At 32.7% G+C, this 17,699-nt stretch carries 15 protein-coding genes; 11 read left to right on the top strand and 4 right to left on the bottom strand.

Features of this window, described 5'->3' with window-relative positions; genetic code table 11:
- Nucleotides 1-22: 22 nt before the first annotated feature.
- The 4 genes from accC to ACEN2F_RS08775 all read left to right on the top strand — a co-directional run bounded on the left by accC (nt 23) and on the right by ACEN2F_RS08775 (nt 4,058).
- A complete protein-coding gene (gene accC / locus ACEN2F_RS08760; RefSeq protein WP_441737989.1) occupies nt 23-1,369 on the top strand; it encodes an acetyl-CoA carboxylase biotin carboxylase subunit in 1,347 nt (448 codons plus the stop codon).
- A gap of 267 nt (nt 1,370-1,636) precedes the next feature.
- On the top strand, nt 1,637-1,933 hold the full coding sequence (locus ACEN2F_RS08765; RefSeq protein ID WP_441737991.1) for a hypothetical protein: 297 nt from the start codon (nt 1,637-1,639) through the stop codon (nt 1,931-1,933).
- Between the two features lie 36 nt (nt 1,934-1,969).
- Nucleotides 1,970-2,266: a hypothetical protein gene (locus ACEN2F_RS08770; RefSeq protein WP_441737993.1), complete on the top strand. Its 297-nt coding sequence runs from the start codon at nt 1,970-1,972 to the stop codon at nt 2,264-2,266.
- 445 nt (nt 2,267-2,711) lie between these two features.
- Nucleotides 2,712-4,058 (top strand): sigma-54-dependent transcriptional regulator, encoded by a 1,347-nt coding sequence (locus ACEN2F_RS08775; RefSeq protein WP_441737995.1) that lies wholly within the window; start codon nt 2,712-2,714, stop codon nt 4,056-4,058.
- Here ACEN2F_RS08775 and ACEN2F_RS08780 read toward each other — a convergent pair.
- Nucleotides 4,055-6,487 (bottom strand): ATP-binding response regulator, encoded by a 2,433-nt coding sequence (locus ACEN2F_RS08780; protein ID WP_441737997.1) that lies wholly within the window; start codon nt 6,485-6,487, stop codon nt 4,055-4,057. The two genes, ACEN2F_RS08775 and ACEN2F_RS08780, sit on opposite strands and share 4 nt — an antisense overlap.
- Before the next feature lie 112 nt (nt 6,488-6,599).
- The gene (locus tag ACEN2F_RS08785; protein WP_441737999.1) at nt 6,600-8,501 is read right to left on the bottom strand and encodes an alpha/beta fold hydrolase; all 1,902 of its coding nucleotides are present in this window, start codon (nt 8,499-8,501) and stop codon (nt 6,600-6,602) included.
- Between the two features lie 231 nt (nt 8,502-8,732).
- Between ACEN2F_RS08785 and ACEN2F_RS08790 the strand changes: the two genes are divergently transcribed.
- From ACEN2F_RS08790 to ACEN2F_RS08820, 7 genes are all read left to right on the top strand, one after another.
- The gene (locus ACEN2F_RS08790) at nt 8,733-9,845 is read left to right on the top strand and encodes an NAD(P)/FAD-dependent oxidoreductase (protein ID WP_441738001.1); all 1,113 of its coding nucleotides are present in this window, start codon (nt 8,733-8,735) and stop codon (nt 9,843-9,845) included.
- The gene (gene mtgA, locus ACEN2F_RS08795; RefSeq protein ID WP_441738002.1) at nt 9,845-10,591 is read left to right on the top strand and encodes a monofunctional biosynthetic peptidoglycan transglycosylase; all 747 of its coding nucleotides are present in this window, start codon (nt 9,845-9,847) and stop codon (nt 10,589-10,591) included. The genes ACEN2F_RS08790 and mtgA overlap by 1 nt, the downstream gene beginning before the upstream one ends.
- Before the next feature lie 451 nt (nt 10,592-11,042).
- Nucleotides 11,043-11,579 (top strand): TetR/AcrR family transcriptional regulator, encoded by a 537-nt coding sequence (locus ACEN2F_RS08800; protein WP_441738004.1) that lies wholly within the window; start codon nt 11,043-11,045, stop codon nt 11,577-11,579.
- A 3-nt stretch (nt 11,580-11,582) separates the two neighbouring features.
- Nucleotides 11,583-12,833, top strand: a complete 1,251-nt coding sequence (locus ACEN2F_RS08805) for a TolC family protein (RefSeq protein WP_441738006.1) — start codon at nt 11,583-11,585, stop codon at nt 12,831-12,833.
- An 84-nt stretch (nt 12,834-12,917) separates the two neighbouring features.
- On the top strand, nt 12,918-13,793 hold the full coding sequence (locus tag ACEN2F_RS08810; protein WP_441738008.1) for an HlyD family secretion protein: 876 nt from the start codon (nt 12,918-12,920) through the stop codon (nt 13,791-13,793).
- A gap of 116 nt (nt 13,794-13,909) precedes the next feature.
- Complete coding sequence (locus ACEN2F_RS08815) at nt 13,910-14,515, top strand: DUF2202 domain-containing protein (protein WP_441738010.1); 606 nt, start codon at nt 13,910-13,912, stop codon at nt 14,513-14,515.
- A 9-nt stretch (nt 14,516-14,524) separates the two neighbouring features.
- Nucleotides 14,525-14,995, top strand: a complete 471-nt coding sequence (locus tag ACEN2F_RS08820) for a c-type cytochrome (protein WP_441738012.1) — start codon at nt 14,525-14,527, stop codon at nt 14,993-14,995.
- A 477-nt stretch (nt 14,996-15,472) separates the two neighbouring features.
- Here ACEN2F_RS08820 and ACEN2F_RS08825 read toward each other — a convergent pair whose 3' ends face one another.
- A complete protein-coding gene (locus ACEN2F_RS08825; protein WP_441738013.1) occupies nt 15,473-16,012 on the bottom strand; it encodes a hypothetical protein in 540 nt (179 codons plus the stop codon).
- Nucleotides 16,013-16,208: 196 nt separating this feature from the next.
- Entirely contained in the window at nt 16,209-17,603 is a 1,395-nt protein-coding gene (locus tag ACEN2F_RS08830; RefSeq protein ID WP_441738015.1) for a hypothetical protein, read from the bottom strand.
- Between the last annotated feature and the right edge of the window lie 96 nt (nt 17,604-17,699).

The raw sequence follows: 17,699 nt of genomic DNA on the forward strand, positions 1-17,699 counted from the left end.
ACATTTAAAATTTCATAAAAAGATGTTTAAAAAAATATTAATTGCAAATAGAGGAGAAATTGCGCTTCGCGTAATTAGAACATGCAAGGAAATGGGTATAAAAACTGTGGCAGTGTACTCTACAGCTGATGCCGAAAGTCTTCATGTAAGGTTTGCTGATGAAGCCGTTTGTATAGGGCCGCCTCCTAGCAACTTGTCTTATTTAAAAATGTCAAATATTATTGCCGCTGCTGAAATTACCAATGCAGATGCGATACATCCAGGATACGGATTTCTTTCTGAAAATTCTAAATTTTCAAAAATTTGTCAAGAACACGGTATCAAATTTATTGGAGCTTCTCCGGAAATGATTGACAGAATGGGAGATAAAGCTTCTGCTAAATCTACTATGATTGAAGCAGGCGTGCCCTGTGTTCCGGGTTCTATAGGTATATTAGAATCGTATGATCAAGCCCTGCAATTGTCTCGAGATTTTGGCTATCCGGTAATGCTTAAAGCAACGGCCGGTGGTGGTGGAAAAGGAATGCGAGCTGTCTGGAAAGAAGAAGATCTTTTAAAAGCATGGGATGGAGCCCGTCAGGAATCTGCCGCTGCTTTTGGGAATGACGGAATGTACTTGGAGAAATTAATTGAAGAACCACGTCATATCGAAATTCAAGTTATAGGGGATTCTTATGGAAAAGCTTGTCACCTTTCTGAAAGAGACTGTTCCGTACAAAGACGCCATCAAAAACTGACTGAAGAAACACCATCGCCATTTATGACTGATGAATTACGTCAGAAAATGGGAGAAGCAGCTGTAAAAGCAGCTGAATACATTAAATATGAAGGTGCAGGAACTGTAGAATTTTTGGTAGACAAAAATCGAAATTTCTATTTCATGGAAATGAATACTCGTATTCAAGTAGAACATCCTATTACGGAGCAAGTTATTGATTACGATTTAATTCGGGAGCAAATTCTTGTTGCTGCCGGCGTAGCCATTTCTGGAAAAAATTATTTGCCACAATTGCACGCTATAGAATGTAGGATTAATGCCGAAGATCCTTACAATGATTTCCGTCCGTCCCCAGGAAAAATCACCACATTGCACATGCCAGGTGGACATGGAGTTCGTTTAGATACTCATGTGTATTCCGGTTATACGATTCCACCAAATTATGATTCAATGATTGCAAAACTTATCACTACAGCTCAATCTCGGGAAGAGGCCATTAGTAAGATGAGAAGAGCTTTAGATGAATTTGTTATTGAAGGTATAAAAACGACCATTCCTTTCCACAGACAATTAATGGATGATCCTCGTTACATTGAGGGTAATTACACTACTGCGTTTATGGATACTTTTAAGATGAACGATCCAGAATAAAAAATCTACAGTTTTATAAACAGAAAACCTTGCAGTGATGCAAGGTTTTTTTTGTTTAAACACAATTTAAAAAGCCGACACGGGTAATTTATACCCATAAAATTCTAATTTCTACCCACATTTCTCGTTTGCCAAAAAGTTGCCATTTCATTAAGTTACTCTTTTACAAGGTTTTATTAGTGTGTTAGCTTGTGTTTCTACTTTGGTATAATTATTTCATCTACATAAACAACAATGAGTATTAAACTAATCTAAAATTAAGTCACCATGAAAAAATTAATTCTATCAGCAGCCATCGTAATTGCAGGTTTATCAACCCAAACAGCGACAGCTCAAGCACCAAGTACACCAGTGGAAACAGCTTCAATTCAAGAAGAATACCTTGAAGTAAAAAATGATGAGGTTCCAGAAGCGATTACAAAAGCTTTACAAACAGCTTACCCGGATGCCGTTCTAGACAAAGCATATACAAATGCTAAGAAGGAATATAAATTGGATATCACTGTTGGTGATAAAAAAGGAAATCTTTTTGCAGATGCAACTGGAAAATGGATTCAAAAATAAAATATTAAATACTAACAATTCAAAAAAACAAAAAAGATGAAAAAGTTAATGGTATCAGCAGCAATAGTTTTAGGAAGTATGTCAGCATTTGCAACTACTTTCCCAATTTCAAATGAAATTTTACAAATAGTAGCGACTCAAGAGGAATACATTGAGGTCAAAGGGGCAGAAGTGCCAAAAGCGATTACAGCCGCTTTACTAGCAGATCACCCAGATGCTATTCTAGATAAAGCGTACGTAAACGCAAATAAAGAATACAAATTAGAAGTGACTGCGTCAGAGATAAAAGTTGTTCTTTTTGCAGATGCAAATGGGAAATGGATTCAAAAATAATTCTTTGGAATAGCACAATTTTAAGCAAAATAATATAAAAAAGTAATTTTATTAGTAGCTATTTATCTGGGAAGTATATCCACATTTGCAGCGAGACTTGTTCTTTAGAATACACAAAGTCATGCAGTTTTACTTCAGGAGGCATATACTGAAGTATAGGAAGGTGCCGTTTTACAAGCAGTAAATTCAGGCCTCAAAAAGCATATCTAGAAGTAGTGCTTCAAAAAGCTTATGTGGATGCTAGGAAAGTATACAAGTAAGAAATTAAAGTTGTAGACCAGAAAGCTACTGTTTATGCGGATGCTGAAGGCACTTGGTAAATAAATAATTTGGGGGAATATTTATTTCTAAAAAAGGAGATTGTTTTAACAGTCTCCTTTTTTTTGCAAAAAATTATGAAAATACAAATTTATTACCTCTATTTTAGCAATAAAGTTGAAATATAATGGCCAGAATTTTATTGATTGAAGATGATGTTGCTTTTTGTAAACTATTAGAAAAATTTCTGATCAAAAATTCCTTTGAGGTGGCCATTGCGTTTTCAGCCGAAGAGGCAAAATCCCTAATAGAAAACAGTAAATTTGATTTGATCATAACTGACTTAAGGCTTCCTAATTACGATGGAATTAAACTTATGTCTGAAATCAAGAGTACTCATCCTACTGTCCCCGTGATATTAATGACTGGGTATTCTGACGTGAGCACGGCAGTAAAAGCCATAAAAAATGGTGCGGCAGACTATATTTCTAAACCATTCAATCCAGAAGAAGTGCTATTGGTTATTAATAATTCTCTTCAAATTTCAGAGAAAATAAATATCGAAAAAGTTGTTTCCACACCTAAAACGGGAAATGAAATCATAAAGAAAACAACCCGTGAATTTGTTATGGGGATTTCTAAAGCTTCGCAAAAATTGGCCGAATATATCGAACTTGTTAGCCCAACAAATATGTCGGTTTTAATTATCGGTGAGAGCGGGACTGGAAAAGAAGTTATTGCAAAAAGCATCCACCAAAATAGTTCAAGAAAAAGCGCTAATTTTATTGCTGTAGACTGTGGCTCCATTCCCAGGGAATTAGCTGCAAGTGAGTTTTTTGGGCATGTAAAAGGATCTTTTACTGGGGCAATACAAGATAAAATTGGGTTTTTTGAGGCTGCTAGCGGTGGTACAATATTTCTTGATGAAATAGGAAATCTTTCCTATGAAAATCAGATCCAGCTTTTAAGAGCATTACAAGAAAGAAAAATAAAGCCAGTTGGCAGTAATAAAGAAATTGAAGTTGATATTAGAATCATTACTGCAACTAACGAAGACTTGCGTGAAGCTGTCAAAAACGGAGCTTTTCGTGAAGATTTATACCATAGAATCAACGAATTTTCTATTCATTCCCCTTCTTTAGTAGATCGCGATGAAGATTTGATGGTCTTTTCTGATTTTTTTCTTGAAAAATCAAATGAGGAGTTAAACAAGAATATTATCGGACTTTCTACTGAAGTCATCACTATTTTTCAAAACTATAGATGGCCAGGTAACCTGCGGGAGCTTCAAAATTGCATCAAAAGAGCAACACTATTGTCGCGAGGAGACTTTATTGAAAAGTCAGCACTTCCATCAGAATTTTTTCAAAATGAAGATCAAGTTTCACAGGATTTGTCTTTGTCCCAAAATGAAAAAGAAGTTATTCAGGAAGCTTTAGTCAAAACTAATAATAATAAAACCGAAGCAGCTAGATTGTTGAAAATAAATAGAAAAACACTTTATAATAAATTAAAGTTATACAATCTAAATTAGATAATTTCCTTTTCTAAAAGGATAAAAAGTGACCTTATTTTCAGCTTTAAATTTATTGAAGCTACGCCTACTTCCTCTTTGGCTAAATCTTTTAGTTCTAATGTATCTAAAATAACACTAATTTCGGAGGCATTAATTTGCTTGAACATAGGTCCCATTTTATGAGCTGTATGTTTAATTTCAGCAAAATTAGTGTTCGAAACTGCTTGATCTAAATTTTCTAAGTTCTCCGCTGTAGCTTTTATAAACTGGACTAAAACTTCTTTTAGAGCTTCTTGATCATTTGATAAAAAGGCTTGTAAGGCTTTAAGTGAATATGGTCCACTACTTTTTATTGTCTTGTTTTTAAGATTTTTTTCTAAAGGAATGTCATCATTATCTAAAATTGATTGTAATGTTTTTAGCAGTATTTTAGGCGAGTATGGTTTGCTGACTATCGTTATAAATCCAGCTTTTTTGTAGTGTTCTATATTTACGTCATTTTTTCCGGTGACTGCTATCACAGGTTGGTTTTTATATTGGTATTTGGTATTTTTTATTAGCTCTTTCAAAAACAAAAATCCATCTATCATTGGCATTTGAATGTCGGTGATGATAAAATCAAAGTCAATATTTGATAGTGCATTTAGTGCTTCTTTTGCATTAGTAAAAGGGAATACGGTATAATGGTTTTGTTTTAAAACTTCACTAGTTAAGCGTAATAAGCTCTCATCGTCATCAATCACTATTGCTGTGTATTTCTGTTTTGTGAGATTGGCATTGTTTTGCTTATCAAGAACTACGGTATAAAATTGTAGCGGAATTTGGAGAGTAAAGAGGCTTCCTTCACCGAGTTCACTTTTTAAATATAAGTCACCTCCTAAAATTGCTGCTATTTTTTTAGAGATTGTAAGTCCTAAACCTGTTCCTCCATATTTTTTTTCGATATTTTCATCTGCTTGTGTGAATTCTTCAAAGATTAGTTGTTGGTTTTTTGTTGCAATTCCTATACCGGAATCTTCAATTTGGATTAGTATTAGTTGTGCTTCGTACTGAATTTTAGCAGTAATTTTTATGTATCCTTCTTCGGTGAACTTGAAGGCATTTCCAATTAGGTTTGATATAATTTGTCTTAGTCGAAAGGGATCACCTATTATTCTGTTTTCGAGATTTGGGTCAATGTCAATAATTAATTGGATTGGTTTGTGCGAATGAACGGATTGAATGCTATTTCCTACTTGATTAATCATATCGCAGAGCGAGAACGGAATTTTTTCTACCGATATTTTACCAGCCTCTATTTGAGTTAAATCAAGCAAATCTCGAACTAGTTGCGTAATGTAATCGGAGGAACCTTTGATGTTTTTAACGTAGTAGTTTTGTTTATTGTTTAAAGTGGAATTGCTAAGGAGCTCTGTGTAACCAATAATTGTACTTAGAGGGGTCTTTAAGTCGTGGCTTACGGTTGCAATGAGTTGCTCTCGGCTAAGAAGAAGTTTTTTGGTTTTAAAATTGGCAACTTCTAATTGTTTCTTATAGGATTGTGTTTTAGAGTAATCACTTAGAATTAGGATTAAAAAAAACAGGGTTAACAGTAATCCTATGATAGCCGCTGTAAAAACAATTTTATTTGTTTTTGTCAAAGAATTTTGTCGGTCCACATAATCTTTCGTCGTATTTATTATAATTTCACGTTCTATAATAATCAGGACTTTTCTGAGCTGGTCAGAGATAGAAAGTTCATTTTGCAGTAATTTGTTTTCCTCAAAATTTAATAATTTTTTCTTTCGGCTTGTTTCTTTTTTTACCTCACTGAGTAAGTTTTTAGAAACCAGTAAAATAGAATCGGTCGCTTTTTTACTTAGTGTATTAGTGCGGTCATCAGGAATGTTTTGATTTAAATAGGCTACATAGTCTTTGAGTACATTGCGTTGATAATTTCCCATTCGGGATGGATATTCCACAAAATCTTCTAATTGTAACTTTCTTAGCGAGGATTCCATTCTGGTCAAATCATTGATTGCTTCATTGACTGCATCTTCGTTTTCGGTTTTGTTCTTTATCAGTTTAAGCTGCTGAATATTTATAGTTTTCCTGGATAACAATTGCTTAACGCTATCAAGTAAAGTGATTTGGTGTGGCGTGGAAACGAACATTTTCAAGGAATCAATATCTGCTTTTAAAGCAATATTTTTTTGTATATAAATTTCAAAATCCTTTTCTGTTTCGGTTTGAATGGCGATTCGGGCTGAATTTTCTGTTTCATACGTATTCGATAAGAGGTTACTGACCATTAAAACAGTATTATTTTCGTTGGTTATTATCTCTTCAGCAGTAGAAAAATTCTTGTTTTCAGTATAAAGAAACCAGCCGACGCTCCCAAAAAGCAGTACTAAGACAAGATAGCTTATGAAAACTTTTATTGGGATGTAGCTTTTTTTATTATCCATTTTTCAAAGATAAAAATTACAAAAGTGTTTAAAGTTAAGTTATTCAAAATGTTTTTGATACAAACAAAAAACCCCACTGGAATGTGAGGTTTTATTTTCTTTAAGTTCTAGTTTACAAAGTCTCTTTCAGCCATTTGAAAAATTCACTTTGCCAAACCTGAGCATTTTGTGGTTTTAACACCCAATGATTTTCTTCCGGAAAATACAGGAATCTACTTTTTATGCCACGTAATTGCGCTGCTTGAAATGCTTCTTGACCTTGTCCTATTGGCACACGGAAATCTTTTCCACCTTGAATAATTAAAATAGGTTTATTCCATTTTTCGACTAAAGTCATTGGGTTGAATGTAGTATAAGTTTTTTGAGCTACAGCATTATTTTTCTCCCAATAGGCGCCACCAAAATCCCAGTTGCTAAAGAAAACTTCTTCTGTAGTTCCAAACATGCTTTGGGTATTAAAAACACCATCATGGGCAATAAAGGTTTTGAATCGGTTGTTGTGAGTTCCAGCTAAATAGAAAACGGAATAGCCCCCGTAACTAGCACCAACGCATCCTAAACGAGATGCGTCAACATATTTTTCTTTGGCTACGGCATCAATCGCTGATAGGTAATCGTCGATCACTTGTCCGCCCCAGTCTTTGCTAATTTGCTCATTCCATTCCACACCATGTCCCGGCATTCCGCGACGGTTTGGAGCCACAACAATATATCCGTTAGCGGCCATTAGCTGTAAATTCCATCGGAAGGAATAAAACTGCGTCAATGCAGCTTGTGGACCACCTTGACAATATAAAAGTGTTGGATATTTTTTTGAAGCATCAAAGTTAGGAGGAAGGACCACCCAAACCAACATTTTTTTGCCATCCGTTGTGGTTACATATCTTCTTTCGGTTTTGCTTAACGCCAAAGAATCATAGGTCGCCGAATTGACATTTGAAAGTTGTTTCCAACTATTTTGCTTTAAATTATAAGAAAAAATTTCTGCTGCATGATTCATATCAGTTCTCGTGACGATGATGTTACCACCGGAAAAACAAACTAAATCATTGACATCATAATCACCATTTGTAATTTGGCGAACGGTAATTGCTATTTTAGTCAGACCCGGAAAATTGACTTCAAACAATTGCTTTGTTCCGTCTACTGGTGCTACAAAATAGATTTTTTTTTCGTCAGGGCTCCACATAAAATGATCCACAGTTCCGTCCCAATTAGCCGTTAAGTTCATTTTTATTCCTCTGAAACTAACAATGAGGTCATTTTTATCGGCTTCATAACCATCTCGTTTCATTTGTAACCAAGTCAAATTCCCTGTTGGCGAAAATTGTGGAGCGGTATCATATCCTGAGTTTTCTTCGGTTGTATTAATGGTCTTTCCAGTTTCTAGATTGTATTCGAAGATATTAGTGTTAGTAGAAACTGCATAATCCGTTCCTGCTTTTTTCTTGCTTACATATAAAATGCTTTTGCTGTCTGGCGACCAAATATAATCTTCATCACCACCAAAAGGTTTTTGTGGGCTATCAAAATTTTCGCCTTTCATAATGTCAATTCCCACTGCGCCTTCTTTGTTTTCTTTGTAAAAAACATGATTGTATTTGCCTTCGTTCCAAGTGTCCCAATGGCGATAATTTAAGCCGTCATAGATTTGAACTTCTGATTTTTCTAGTTCTGGATAAAAATCTTTTCCGTGAACTTTTTCAATTTTTACTTCCTCATTATAAACAATATAAGTACCGTCTGGCGAAATGTTTTTGTTTTTTAATAGGTCATTGGTATCTTTGATTTCCGTTGGATTTCCTCCATTTACCGGCAAAGTATAGAATTTTGTGTCCGAATTATTTTCTTGAATCGAAGGGGTTGTGACCTTATAAACTATATTTTTTCCATCTTTGGAAATGCCTAAAGGAGTTACTCTTCCTAGTTTCCAAAGCAGTTCCGGAGTCATTACATTTTGTGCCATAGCAGTTAAACTCATCATTAATAAGGGTATTAGCAGTGCTTTTTTCATTGTAATTATTAATTTTTTCGAAAGTTAAAATTAGCCAATTTAATCGGATGATTTTTTGTTTTTAACACTTGGTTTTATCCCCGATATAAGTGAAAATCCTTTTTTTTATTTTATAAAAATAAAAGAGTACCTCACGCTACTTTAACTTTAATTGGAGTGCTGTGAATTTATTTAAAATTGATATCGGGAATAGCTCCAAAAAATTATTAATTTTATGAAAAATATTTAAACATGGATTTGAGCTATTGGGAATTAAAAAACTGGTTTACTGATATCGATTATACCATCGTAGGAAGCGGTATTGTGGGTTTACACGCCGCTTTACGCTTGCGCGAGAGATTTCCGGACAGCAAAATTCTAGTTTTAGAAAAAGGAATGTTGCCGCAAGGCGCAAGCACTAAAAATGCTGGTTTTGCGTGTTTTGGTAGTCTGTCAGAAATCATAGATGATTTAAAATCCCATTCAGAAGAGGAAGTGATTCAGCTGGTGCAAAAACGATGGAAAGGCCTGCAATTGTTGCGAAAAAGACTCGGTGATGACACGATTGATTTCAAACCGTATGGCGGATACGAGTTGTTCTTAAAAGACGATGAAAGTTTTTACGGTGCTTGCGTTACAAAATTGCCTTTTATCAATGAACTTTTAAGACCCCTTTTTAAAGCGGATGTTTTTGCCAAGGAAGTAGACCGTTTTGGGTTTCACGGGATACACGAATATTTAGTATTCAACCCGTTTGAAGCACAGATTGACACCGGAAATATGATGCAAGCGTTGTTGAAAGAAGTGGTTTCTAAGAATATTTTAATTCTGAACCAACAAACCGTCACTTCTTATTTCGATAAAGGAAATGGAGTAGAAGTGGCACTTGGTGATTTCAGTTTCAGTACCCAAAAAATATTGTTTGCGACTAACGGTTTTGCAAATGAATTGACAAATGCGGCAGTTAAGCCGGCAAGAGCGCAGGTTTTAATTACGGAACCTATTAAAAACTTAGATATAAAAGGAACTTTTCATTTAGATAAAGGGTATTATTATTTCAGGAATATAGGGGACCGAATATTATTGGGCGGTGGAAGAAATCTGGATTTTGAAGCGGAAAATACTAGTGAATTTGGGCAAACAAAAATCGTACAAAATAAATTGGAACAACTATTAAAAGAGGTAATTTTGCCTCAGCAGGATTTCCAAATTGCACATCGCTGGAGCGGAATTATGGGTATTGGCAACAGCAAAAACCCTATAGTTTTACAACTGTCTGATAATGTTTATTGTGGCGTGCGATTAGGTGGAATGGGAGTGGCAATAGGCAGTTTGATAGGAACAGAATTAGCAGATTTAGTATAATGGCAACAAGAATAACACCAAGAAAATCAAGACAACCCGTTAAAAAAGAACCAACCTCTTTTATGCGCAAACTTACTCGTTTTTTATTGAAAGCTTTTTTATGGTTTTTTGGATTCTCTTTATTTTTTGTGGTGCTCTTTAAATTTGTTCCAGTACTTTTTACGCCTTTAATGGTGATTCGGGCAATAGAAAATAAAGCTGCTGGAAAAGAAGTTCTTTTTAGTCACGACTGGGAACCTATTGAAAACATATCTATTAATCTTCAAAAAGCAGTAATTGCCAGTGAAGACGGGACGTTCTTGAAACACAATGGTTTTGATTTTGTTGCGATGCAAAAAGCGTATAAAAGCAATGAAAGAGGTCGGAGAATAAAAGGAGGAAGTACCATATCGCAGCAAACGGCCAAGAATGTTTTTCTCTGGCAAGGTCGTAGTTATTTGAGAAAGGGACTTGAAGCCTATTTTACCGTTCTGATTGAAATTATTTGGGGAAAAGAACGCATTATGGAGGTGTACTTGAATAGTATTGAAATGGGAAATGGTGTTTATGGTGCGCAGGCTGCTGCAGAACATTGGTACCGAAAAGATGCCTCGAGTCTGACGCCCATGCAAGCGGCAGGAATTGCCGCAATTTTACCCAATCCAAGAAAGTATTCAGCGACCAGTTCTTCTTCTTATATCAATAGACGTAAAGCTAAAATTGCACGTGTTATGCGAACAGTTGGCAAAATTGACTATTCTAAATAAGTCTAAACATTCATCGGGCTCTTAAACCTTTGTTGCAGATTTTATTAATTTGCATAGATTACTTTGTTATTTAGTGCTATTAATCGGTTTTTTTTATCAATTTGTTGAAAATGCTCTTTTTAATAATTCAGATACTGTTTCTTTTTTTCTACTTTATTTTTGTTTGATTTTAGTGCTTTAATCTTAAAAATAATATTTCTTTATATTTTTAATATGCTTAAAATCAAGTTTTTAAATTAAATTTACCTAAAAAAATACCCTCTTTTTTTTTGTGACTATTAACTTTAGTTATTTATAAAATAAATTTGAAGTCGAGTTTATTAATTTTTTTTAATATAGATGTTAACCAAACGGTTAAACTGTTTGTTTAAATGATATGGAAAAAATTAAAACTGAAAATACTGAAACCGAAATATTAAATGCTGCAAAAGAAATTTTCTAGCAAAAGGGTATGGCAGGAGCCATAATGCAGGAAATAGCCGACAAGTTAAAAATCAATAAAGCACTATTACATTACTATTACAGAAGCAAACAACTATTATTTGAGGCAGTTTTCAAAAGTGCTTTTTCAATATGTGCACCACAATTAAATAAAGTACTGAATGATGACAGTGGTTTATTTGAAAAAATAAAAAATTTTACCGCAAATTATGTTTCGTTTGTAATTAAACATCCTTATTTGCCAAATTTTGTCATTCAGGAATTAAGTAAAAATCCAGAATTTGTAGTAAAGCTTAGATCCGAAAAAAATTTCCCTTCTATTGATAAATTTAAAATTCAAGTGAATGATGCTATCCTACAAGGAATAATTAGACCAATTGAAGCAGAACAATTATTCATCAATATAATGTGTTTAAATATATTTCCATTTATTGGAGGACCACTTTTAATGGCTCTTGTTAATGTGGACAAGGACAACTACAATAAAATATTGGAAAAAAGAAAAACGGAAGTAGCGGAGTTTATTATTAATGCTATAAAAATCTAAGTTATGAAAAGTAAATTAGTCCTGATACTATTATTTCTATTAGCAGTAAGTTCACAAGCGCAAAATACATTAACCTTGGATGATTGTTACGCACTAGCTACTAAAAATTATCCTATATCAAAACAAGGCGTATTGCTGCAACAAAAAGCAAGTTATGAAATTGAGGCGCTAAGCAAAGGAAAATTACCAAAAATTGACCTAAACGCTCAAGCAACTTACCAATCTGATGTAATAGGATTTCCTGCAGCATTTCCCGGAGTTTCGCCTTTAAATAAAGACCAATATAGAGCAACTTTAGATGTAAATCAATTAATTTATAATGGAGGTACAATAGCTGCAAATACTACATTAAAAGGTGCGCAAACTAAAACGCAACAACAACAAGTTACCGTTAGTTTGTATCAGTTAAAAAGTAGAATCAATCAGTATTATTTCTCGCTTTTAGTACTTCAGCAAAAGAGCGCTTTATTATTGTCAAAAAATGAATTACTTGAATTGAAAGTTAAGGAAGTAAAAGCAGCGGTAAAATTTGGTGCTGTATTGCCTGCATCTGAACAAGTTTTAGAGGCAGAAATTATTAAAATTAATCAGCAACTGACGGAAATTAAATTTGAAAAAATCAAATTACTGAACAACCTTTCTGAATTAACTTTTACAAAAATTGATTTTGAGACAATTGTAGTTTTACCGGATTTTAATTCTATAAATGCATCAGGAATGCGACCAGAGATAGCTTTATATGATTTGCAAAATCAACAATTAGAGTTTTCTAAAAATGTAATTTCTAAATCTAATCTCCCAAAAATAAATGCTTTTGGTCAAGCTGGTTACGGAAATTCCGGACTAAATATGTTAGATAATTCTTTCCAGACTTTCTATGTGGTGGGTTTAAAAGCCAATTGGAATGTGTTTGATTGGGGCAAAACCAAAACAGACCTAAAGGCACTGGATGTTTCAAAAGAATTAGTAACATCAGAAAAAGAGACCTTTGAACTGAATAACAAAATGCAATTGGAAGAGCTCGATTATGAAATTAAAAAAATGGAACAACTCTTACTTTCGGATGGCGAAATAATTAAAATTCGTGAAAAAATCATTAAATCGTCAGATGCTCAAATGAAAAATGGAGTTATAACGGCGTCTGAATATCTTACAGAATTAACTAATTTGTTTGAAGCAAAGAATATTCTGAATGTGCATGAAGTTCAATTGGCTGCTGCCAAATCAAATTATCAAATTACTAAAGGGTTGTAAAAATAATTTTAAGTTATAAAGGACTACTGCTCTTTGCAATCCGTTGAAAAATTTGAATTTAAAAACACAAAATAATACATAAACATGAAAAAAATCATCACACTCTTGGTTCTTATGAGTCTGGTTTCCTGTAATAAAAACAGCGATAAGGCAGATGGATACGGGAATTTTGAGGCAACAGAAATAACTGTTTCTGCTGAAGCAAACGGGAAAATTGAGTTTCTGAAATTTGAAGAAGGAGACGTTTTGCAATCGCAATCACAAGTTGGGTTGGTTGATACTTTGCAATTACATTTTGCTAAACAACAATTAATTGCTTCTAAAAGCACCGTTTCATCTAAATCTGCCAATGTAGTATCGCAAAAAAGGGTTTTGCTAGAGCAACTAAAAACCACCAATTTAGAGCAAAACAGAATCCGTAATATGTATGCAGAAAATGCTGCAACCAAACGTCAAGTAGATGAAATTGATGGAAAGGTAAAAGTTATCGAAGAGCAAATAAAAAGTGTTGGAACGCTAAATGCGCCTATTCTAAATGATTTAAAAGCGATAGATGTTCAAATTGCTAAAATCAATGACCAAATCGCTAAAAGCAAAATTATTAATCCGATCAATGGAACGGTATTGACTAAATATTCAGAGCCAGGAGAAATAACCGCCTTTGGCAAACCATTATACAAAATCGCTGATATTTCCGATATGATACTGCGGGTTTATGTAAGTGAAATGCAATTGTCACAAATAAAATTAGGACAAAATGTAACTGTAAAAATTGATTCACCAAAAGATATGAAATCATATCAAGGAGCTATTTCATGGATTGCATCTTCCGCAGAATTTACACCAAAAATTATCCAAACTAAGGAAGAACGAGTAAACCTAGTTTATGCCGTGAAAGTGAAAGTAAAAAATGATGGTATTTTAAAAATAGGAATGCCTGCTGAAATGTGGATCAAATAGTTGCTTAGGATTTGCTTAAGTTATTTGAATTGAATAGATTAAGTGACTTTTGTTACTGTCCGCTATTTTAACAAAAACTAAATTTGAGTAGTGCTAAATAATTAAATATTTGTATTATGAAAAAAAATCTTTTTGCTACTGTTTTAATATTAATGATATTAAGTAGCTGTTCAAGCGATGATGACAATCAAAGTTCAATTCCGATAACGCAAGAGGAAATTGATGATTTGAAATTTCTAAGAGAAGAAGAAAAATTAGCTAGAGATGTGTATTTGTTTTCATACAGCAAATATCAAGTGAGCAGTTTTAACAGTATTTCTCAAAGTGAACAAAAACACATGAATAGTGTTTTAAATCTCATGAATAAATATGGAATTCCAGACTCTGCTTCGACGGAAATTGGAGTTTTCAATAATACAGATATACAAGCACTTTACATCAATTTGACAGCTCAATCTAATATTTCACTTGTGGAAGCATTAAAAGTAGGAGCGATAATTGAAGATTTAGACATTAATGATATAGATGATTTTATTAGTAACACAACTAAATCAGATTTATTAAGCGTATATGACAATTTAACTTGTGGTTCTAAAAATCATATTCGCTCCTTCACGAGTCAACTTTCTTCAAATGGAGTAACATACATTCCTCAATTTATTTCTAGTGAATATTACAATACTATTTTGAGCGAATCAAATGGTGGCTGTAGCAATAATTAATTAAATAATATGAAAACAAATCTCATAATAATTGCAATTCTTTTTGTTGTTCTTTCAAGTTGTAATAACAAAATAACGTCCCTTCCAAAAAATGAAATCAACTCGACAACTAATACAGAGGGTTTAAAACTATTTCAGCAAAATTGTTACGCTTGCCATAGTGTTACAACAAAATCTCATGACGAAATTATTGCTCCGCCAATGGCAGCTGTAAAACGAAGATACATGAAAGAGTATGATTCTGAAGATGATTTTGTAAAAGCAGTTGTATCTTATGCAAGCGACCCAAAAACTGAAAATGCATTGATGATTGGAGCTGTTGATAAGTTTAAAGTTATGCCAAAACAAGCATTTACAAAGGAGGATTTAACAAAAATTGCAGCCTATATTTATGACAATGAAATTGAAACACCGGAATGGTTTGAAGACCATTTGCAACAAAATCATAAAAACGGACAAGGAATGGGAAAAAACAAATAAACTACTAAAATCAAAACGGAAAACGCTAACATTCAGTAAGCGAAGCCATTCAATTAAACGAAGGAAAAAAGTGAAAAGTCGATGATAATATGATGCTTCACATTCGTAACATGGAAAAAGACGGGGTTAATTTTGATAAAACAAAGGATAAAAATTATTCGTAATTGGCTGGTAAATTAAAGGTGAATTTAGATTTGCTCACTTCCAATTGCACCATAAAGGATAAGCTCACGATGAACTTCATAAATGGTTAGTACCTTACATAGCATTAGTTGATGCGTTTTCTAAAGAGAAATCGGCAATTCAACTTACAGAAATTCAACATTCATTCAATACATTTAATAAATATTTCCAATGATTTTAAAAAACCTACACACCGAAAATAAAGCCGTTCAAACTAATTTACTGTTTCAACCATTTTTCCATTTAGCCTATTGCCCAAATCCGTTGTAGTAGCTGTTAGCCGTTCGGTTTTTATTAATCATTTTCTAAGAATATTTTCCAATATTCAATATCCATCCAATTATTATCATTTTTAGTTTTAGTTAAAAACAACTCTAATTCAGCTTCTGAAATTGGATTTTTCTCTATTTCAACTGGATTTTGTCTGTTAATTGATAAATTCCTTAAATCGTTTAAGATTGATGAAAATATTTCAATAGAAATTGCTATGTAATTTTCTTCCCATTCCCCGTTATCGTGTTCAGAAATATAAACTGGCAAATTTGGATTTTCAATATCGACAAATATTGGATCATCCATATTATCAGTTGCAATTACAATCCAATTTTTTTTCCAATCTCCATTCTTATTTCCGACTAATGATTTTCCGTTTTCTGTTACGCTATATCCAATTTGTTCTTTTTCAATATTTTCTAATTTGAATATATTTATTTCGCTATAGCCAATTGAGATATCTTCTGCTTTTGAAATAAACCTTTTGAAATTTTCATTCTCGAACAAAACATTTAAATTTGGATTTTCGTTGCTGTTAAATAGTTTACTGAAAATATTCATTTATTTTTTGTTTAAAATCAACATTATTATTGGACGTCTGTCGGGCAAACTGACGCCTGACGTTCCCTTGCTACAAGAGGTTTGGGGTTAAATTAAGCCTTATATTCGGATTTGCCTAAACATCCCAAACGCAAAACCATTTTCCCATTAAGCCTATTGCCCAAATCTTTTGTGAGCAAGTGTTAGGCGTTCGTATTTATTTTATTTCTTTATTTGAAATCATTTCTCTTAATATTTTGGGTTGGTGACCTAAATATTCTAGATAATACAAAACATCTCTAATTTTAAAATCTGGCAACCATCTATTTGCAGATGCTATTTTTATTATTTCTATACACTTTTCTCTTAGTTTACCTTCAGTTTTGTCTGCAATTAATATAACAGCTAGTATAATTTGCGTTATTTCTTCTTCAACCTCTCTGTAATTTTCAATTACGTTACTTAAAGATTGTATAGCTTTTTCTATAATTAGTTTATTATTAATTAGATAATAAGATATTGAAAAAGGGACTATATCATTTTCAATTCCAGCAAAAAACTCATCAATCGATAAACTTTCATATTTTTTTTCCTTTATGAAAATGTTTAATTCATCTATTGTTGGCATTAGTGACTCATCTATTTCTTCCCACTCATTTTTTAAGTGGTTCATGTTTAAGAAAAGTGAAATTGCTCTACCTGTTAGAATTCTTAACATTTCAAATGAATATTCACGATTTCTAATAAGAGGAAAAAAAGGAGGAATAGGAAAAATTACTCTTTCTTGATATACTTGTCTTCCATGTGCAACAGAATTCCTATCCTTTATTAGTTCGGAAATAAAATATTTTAAGCGTAAGGTTAAAATACCTTGCTCTTCAAACATATACATTATTTTACTTCCAACTGGAATGTTTGAAATCAATAGATTTTCTATTAATTTTTTCTTTGCATTAAGTTCTGATTCAAGTTGACTGCCATCTAGTAAATATATTTCTTTCAAAATTGATTCTGTAAAATCATTTATTGAATTTGTAGCTTTTTGTTTTTGATTCGAATAATATTTGTTTGACAATAATTCAAGTATATGAAAATACGAAAGTAGAATTTCGTCATCATGAATCATATTTTCTTCACTTTCTTGTTCGAGATAAAAAGCTTTACGATATCTGTCTATCAATGAATAAAGAAGTCTTTTATCATTTTCTTTTTTTGAATTAACCAATTGAATAATCATTTCAATACTGGTTAATAAATCAATTTTGTTACATAAAAACTTTTCTGTTTTTATATTTTTTAAAATTCCTACAACTGTATAACTGCCAATAAAATCAAATGGGGTAAATAATTCCTGTGTTAAAAAAGATAATATGCCAAGAATTATTAATAGTCTTGGTCTTGCGTATGCTGCTGCGTCTAAAACCGATTCAAAATCGTCAAGTTCAATTTCTATGGTTATACACAAATATAATTTTTCGGATTCAGTTTTATGCTGCTTGTCAATTTCACTTAAATCCTTGGTAGTATAAATATGTGAATTGAGTAAAATAATATCTACATCAATTTCTGTTTCAATTTCTTTATATGTAGTATATGTTGTTTTTTTACTCATAAGTTGTAATATTTCGCCTAACGTCAGTCTGTGAAAAAACTATCGTTTATTTCTTTCAAATATACTGTTTATTTCGAATAGTAAAGCAAGAAAAGT

It is taken from the genome of Flavobacterium sp. W20_MBD1_R3, assembly GCF_052119725.1.
In the GTDB taxonomy this organism is placed as follows: domain Bacteria; phylum Bacteroidota; class Bacteroidia; order Flavobacteriales; family Flavobacteriaceae; genus Flavobacterium.

Excerpts from the sequence above, each read along its gene's own strand:
- ACEN2F_RS08785 (WP_441737999.1), bottom strand. The coding sequence starts at position 8,501 with ATGAAAAAAGCACTGCTAATACCCTTATTAATGATGAGTTTAACTGCT.
- ACEN2F_RS08765 (WP_441737991.1), top strand. The coding sequence starts at position 1,637 with ATGAAAAAATTAATTCTATCAGCAGCCATCGTAATTGCAGGTTTATCA.
- ACEN2F_RS08805 (WP_441738006.1), top strand. The coding sequence starts at position 11,583 with ATGAAAAGTAAATTAGTCCTGATACTATTATTTCTATTAGCAGTAAGT.
- ACEN2F_RS08780 (WP_441737997.1), bottom strand. The coding sequence starts at position 6,487 with ATGGATAATAAAAAAAGCTACATCCCAATAAAAGTTTTCATAAGCTAT.
- ACEN2F_RS08825 (WP_441738013.1), bottom strand. The coding sequence starts at position 16,012 with ATGAATATTTTCAGTAAACTATTTAACAGCAACGAAAATCCAAATTTA.
- ACEN2F_RS08800 (WP_441738004.1), top strand. The coding sequence starts at position 11,043 with ATGGCAGGAGCCATAATGCAGGAAATAGCCGACAAGTTAAAAATCAAT.
- ACEN2F_RS08790 (WP_441738001.1), top strand. The coding sequence starts at position 8,733 with ATGGATTTGAGCTATTGGGAATTAAAAAACTGGTTTACTGATATCGAT.
- ACEN2F_RS08810 (WP_441738008.1), top strand. The coding sequence starts at position 12,918 with ATGAAAAAAATCATCACACTCTTGGTTCTTATGAGTCTGGTTTCCTGT.
- ACEN2F_RS08830 (WP_441738015.1), bottom strand. The coding sequence starts at position 17,603 with ATGAGTAAAAAAACAACATATACTACATATAAAGAAATTGAAACAGAA.
- ACEN2F_RS08820 (WP_441738012.1), top strand. The coding sequence starts at position 14,525 with ATGAAAACAAATCTCATAATAATTGCAATTCTTTTTGTTGTTCTTTCA.
- ACEN2F_RS08815 (WP_441738010.1), top strand. The coding sequence starts at position 13,910 with ATGAAAAAAAATCTTTTTGCTACTGTTTTAATATTAATGATATTAAGT.
- mtgA (WP_441738002.1), top strand. The coding sequence starts at position 9,845 with ATGGCAACAAGAATAACACCAAGAAAATCAAGACAACCCGTTAAAAAA.
- accC (WP_441737989.1), top strand. The coding sequence starts at position 23 with ATGTTTAAAAAAATATTAATTGCAAATAGAGGAGAAATTGCGCTTCGC.
- ACEN2F_RS08775 (WP_441737995.1), top strand. The coding sequence starts at position 2,712 with ATGGCCAGAATTTTATTGATTGAAGATGATGTTGCTTTTTGTAAACTA.
- ACEN2F_RS08770 (WP_441737993.1), top strand. The coding sequence starts at position 1,970 with ATGAAAAAGTTAATGGTATCAGCAGCAATAGTTTTAGGAAGTATGTCA.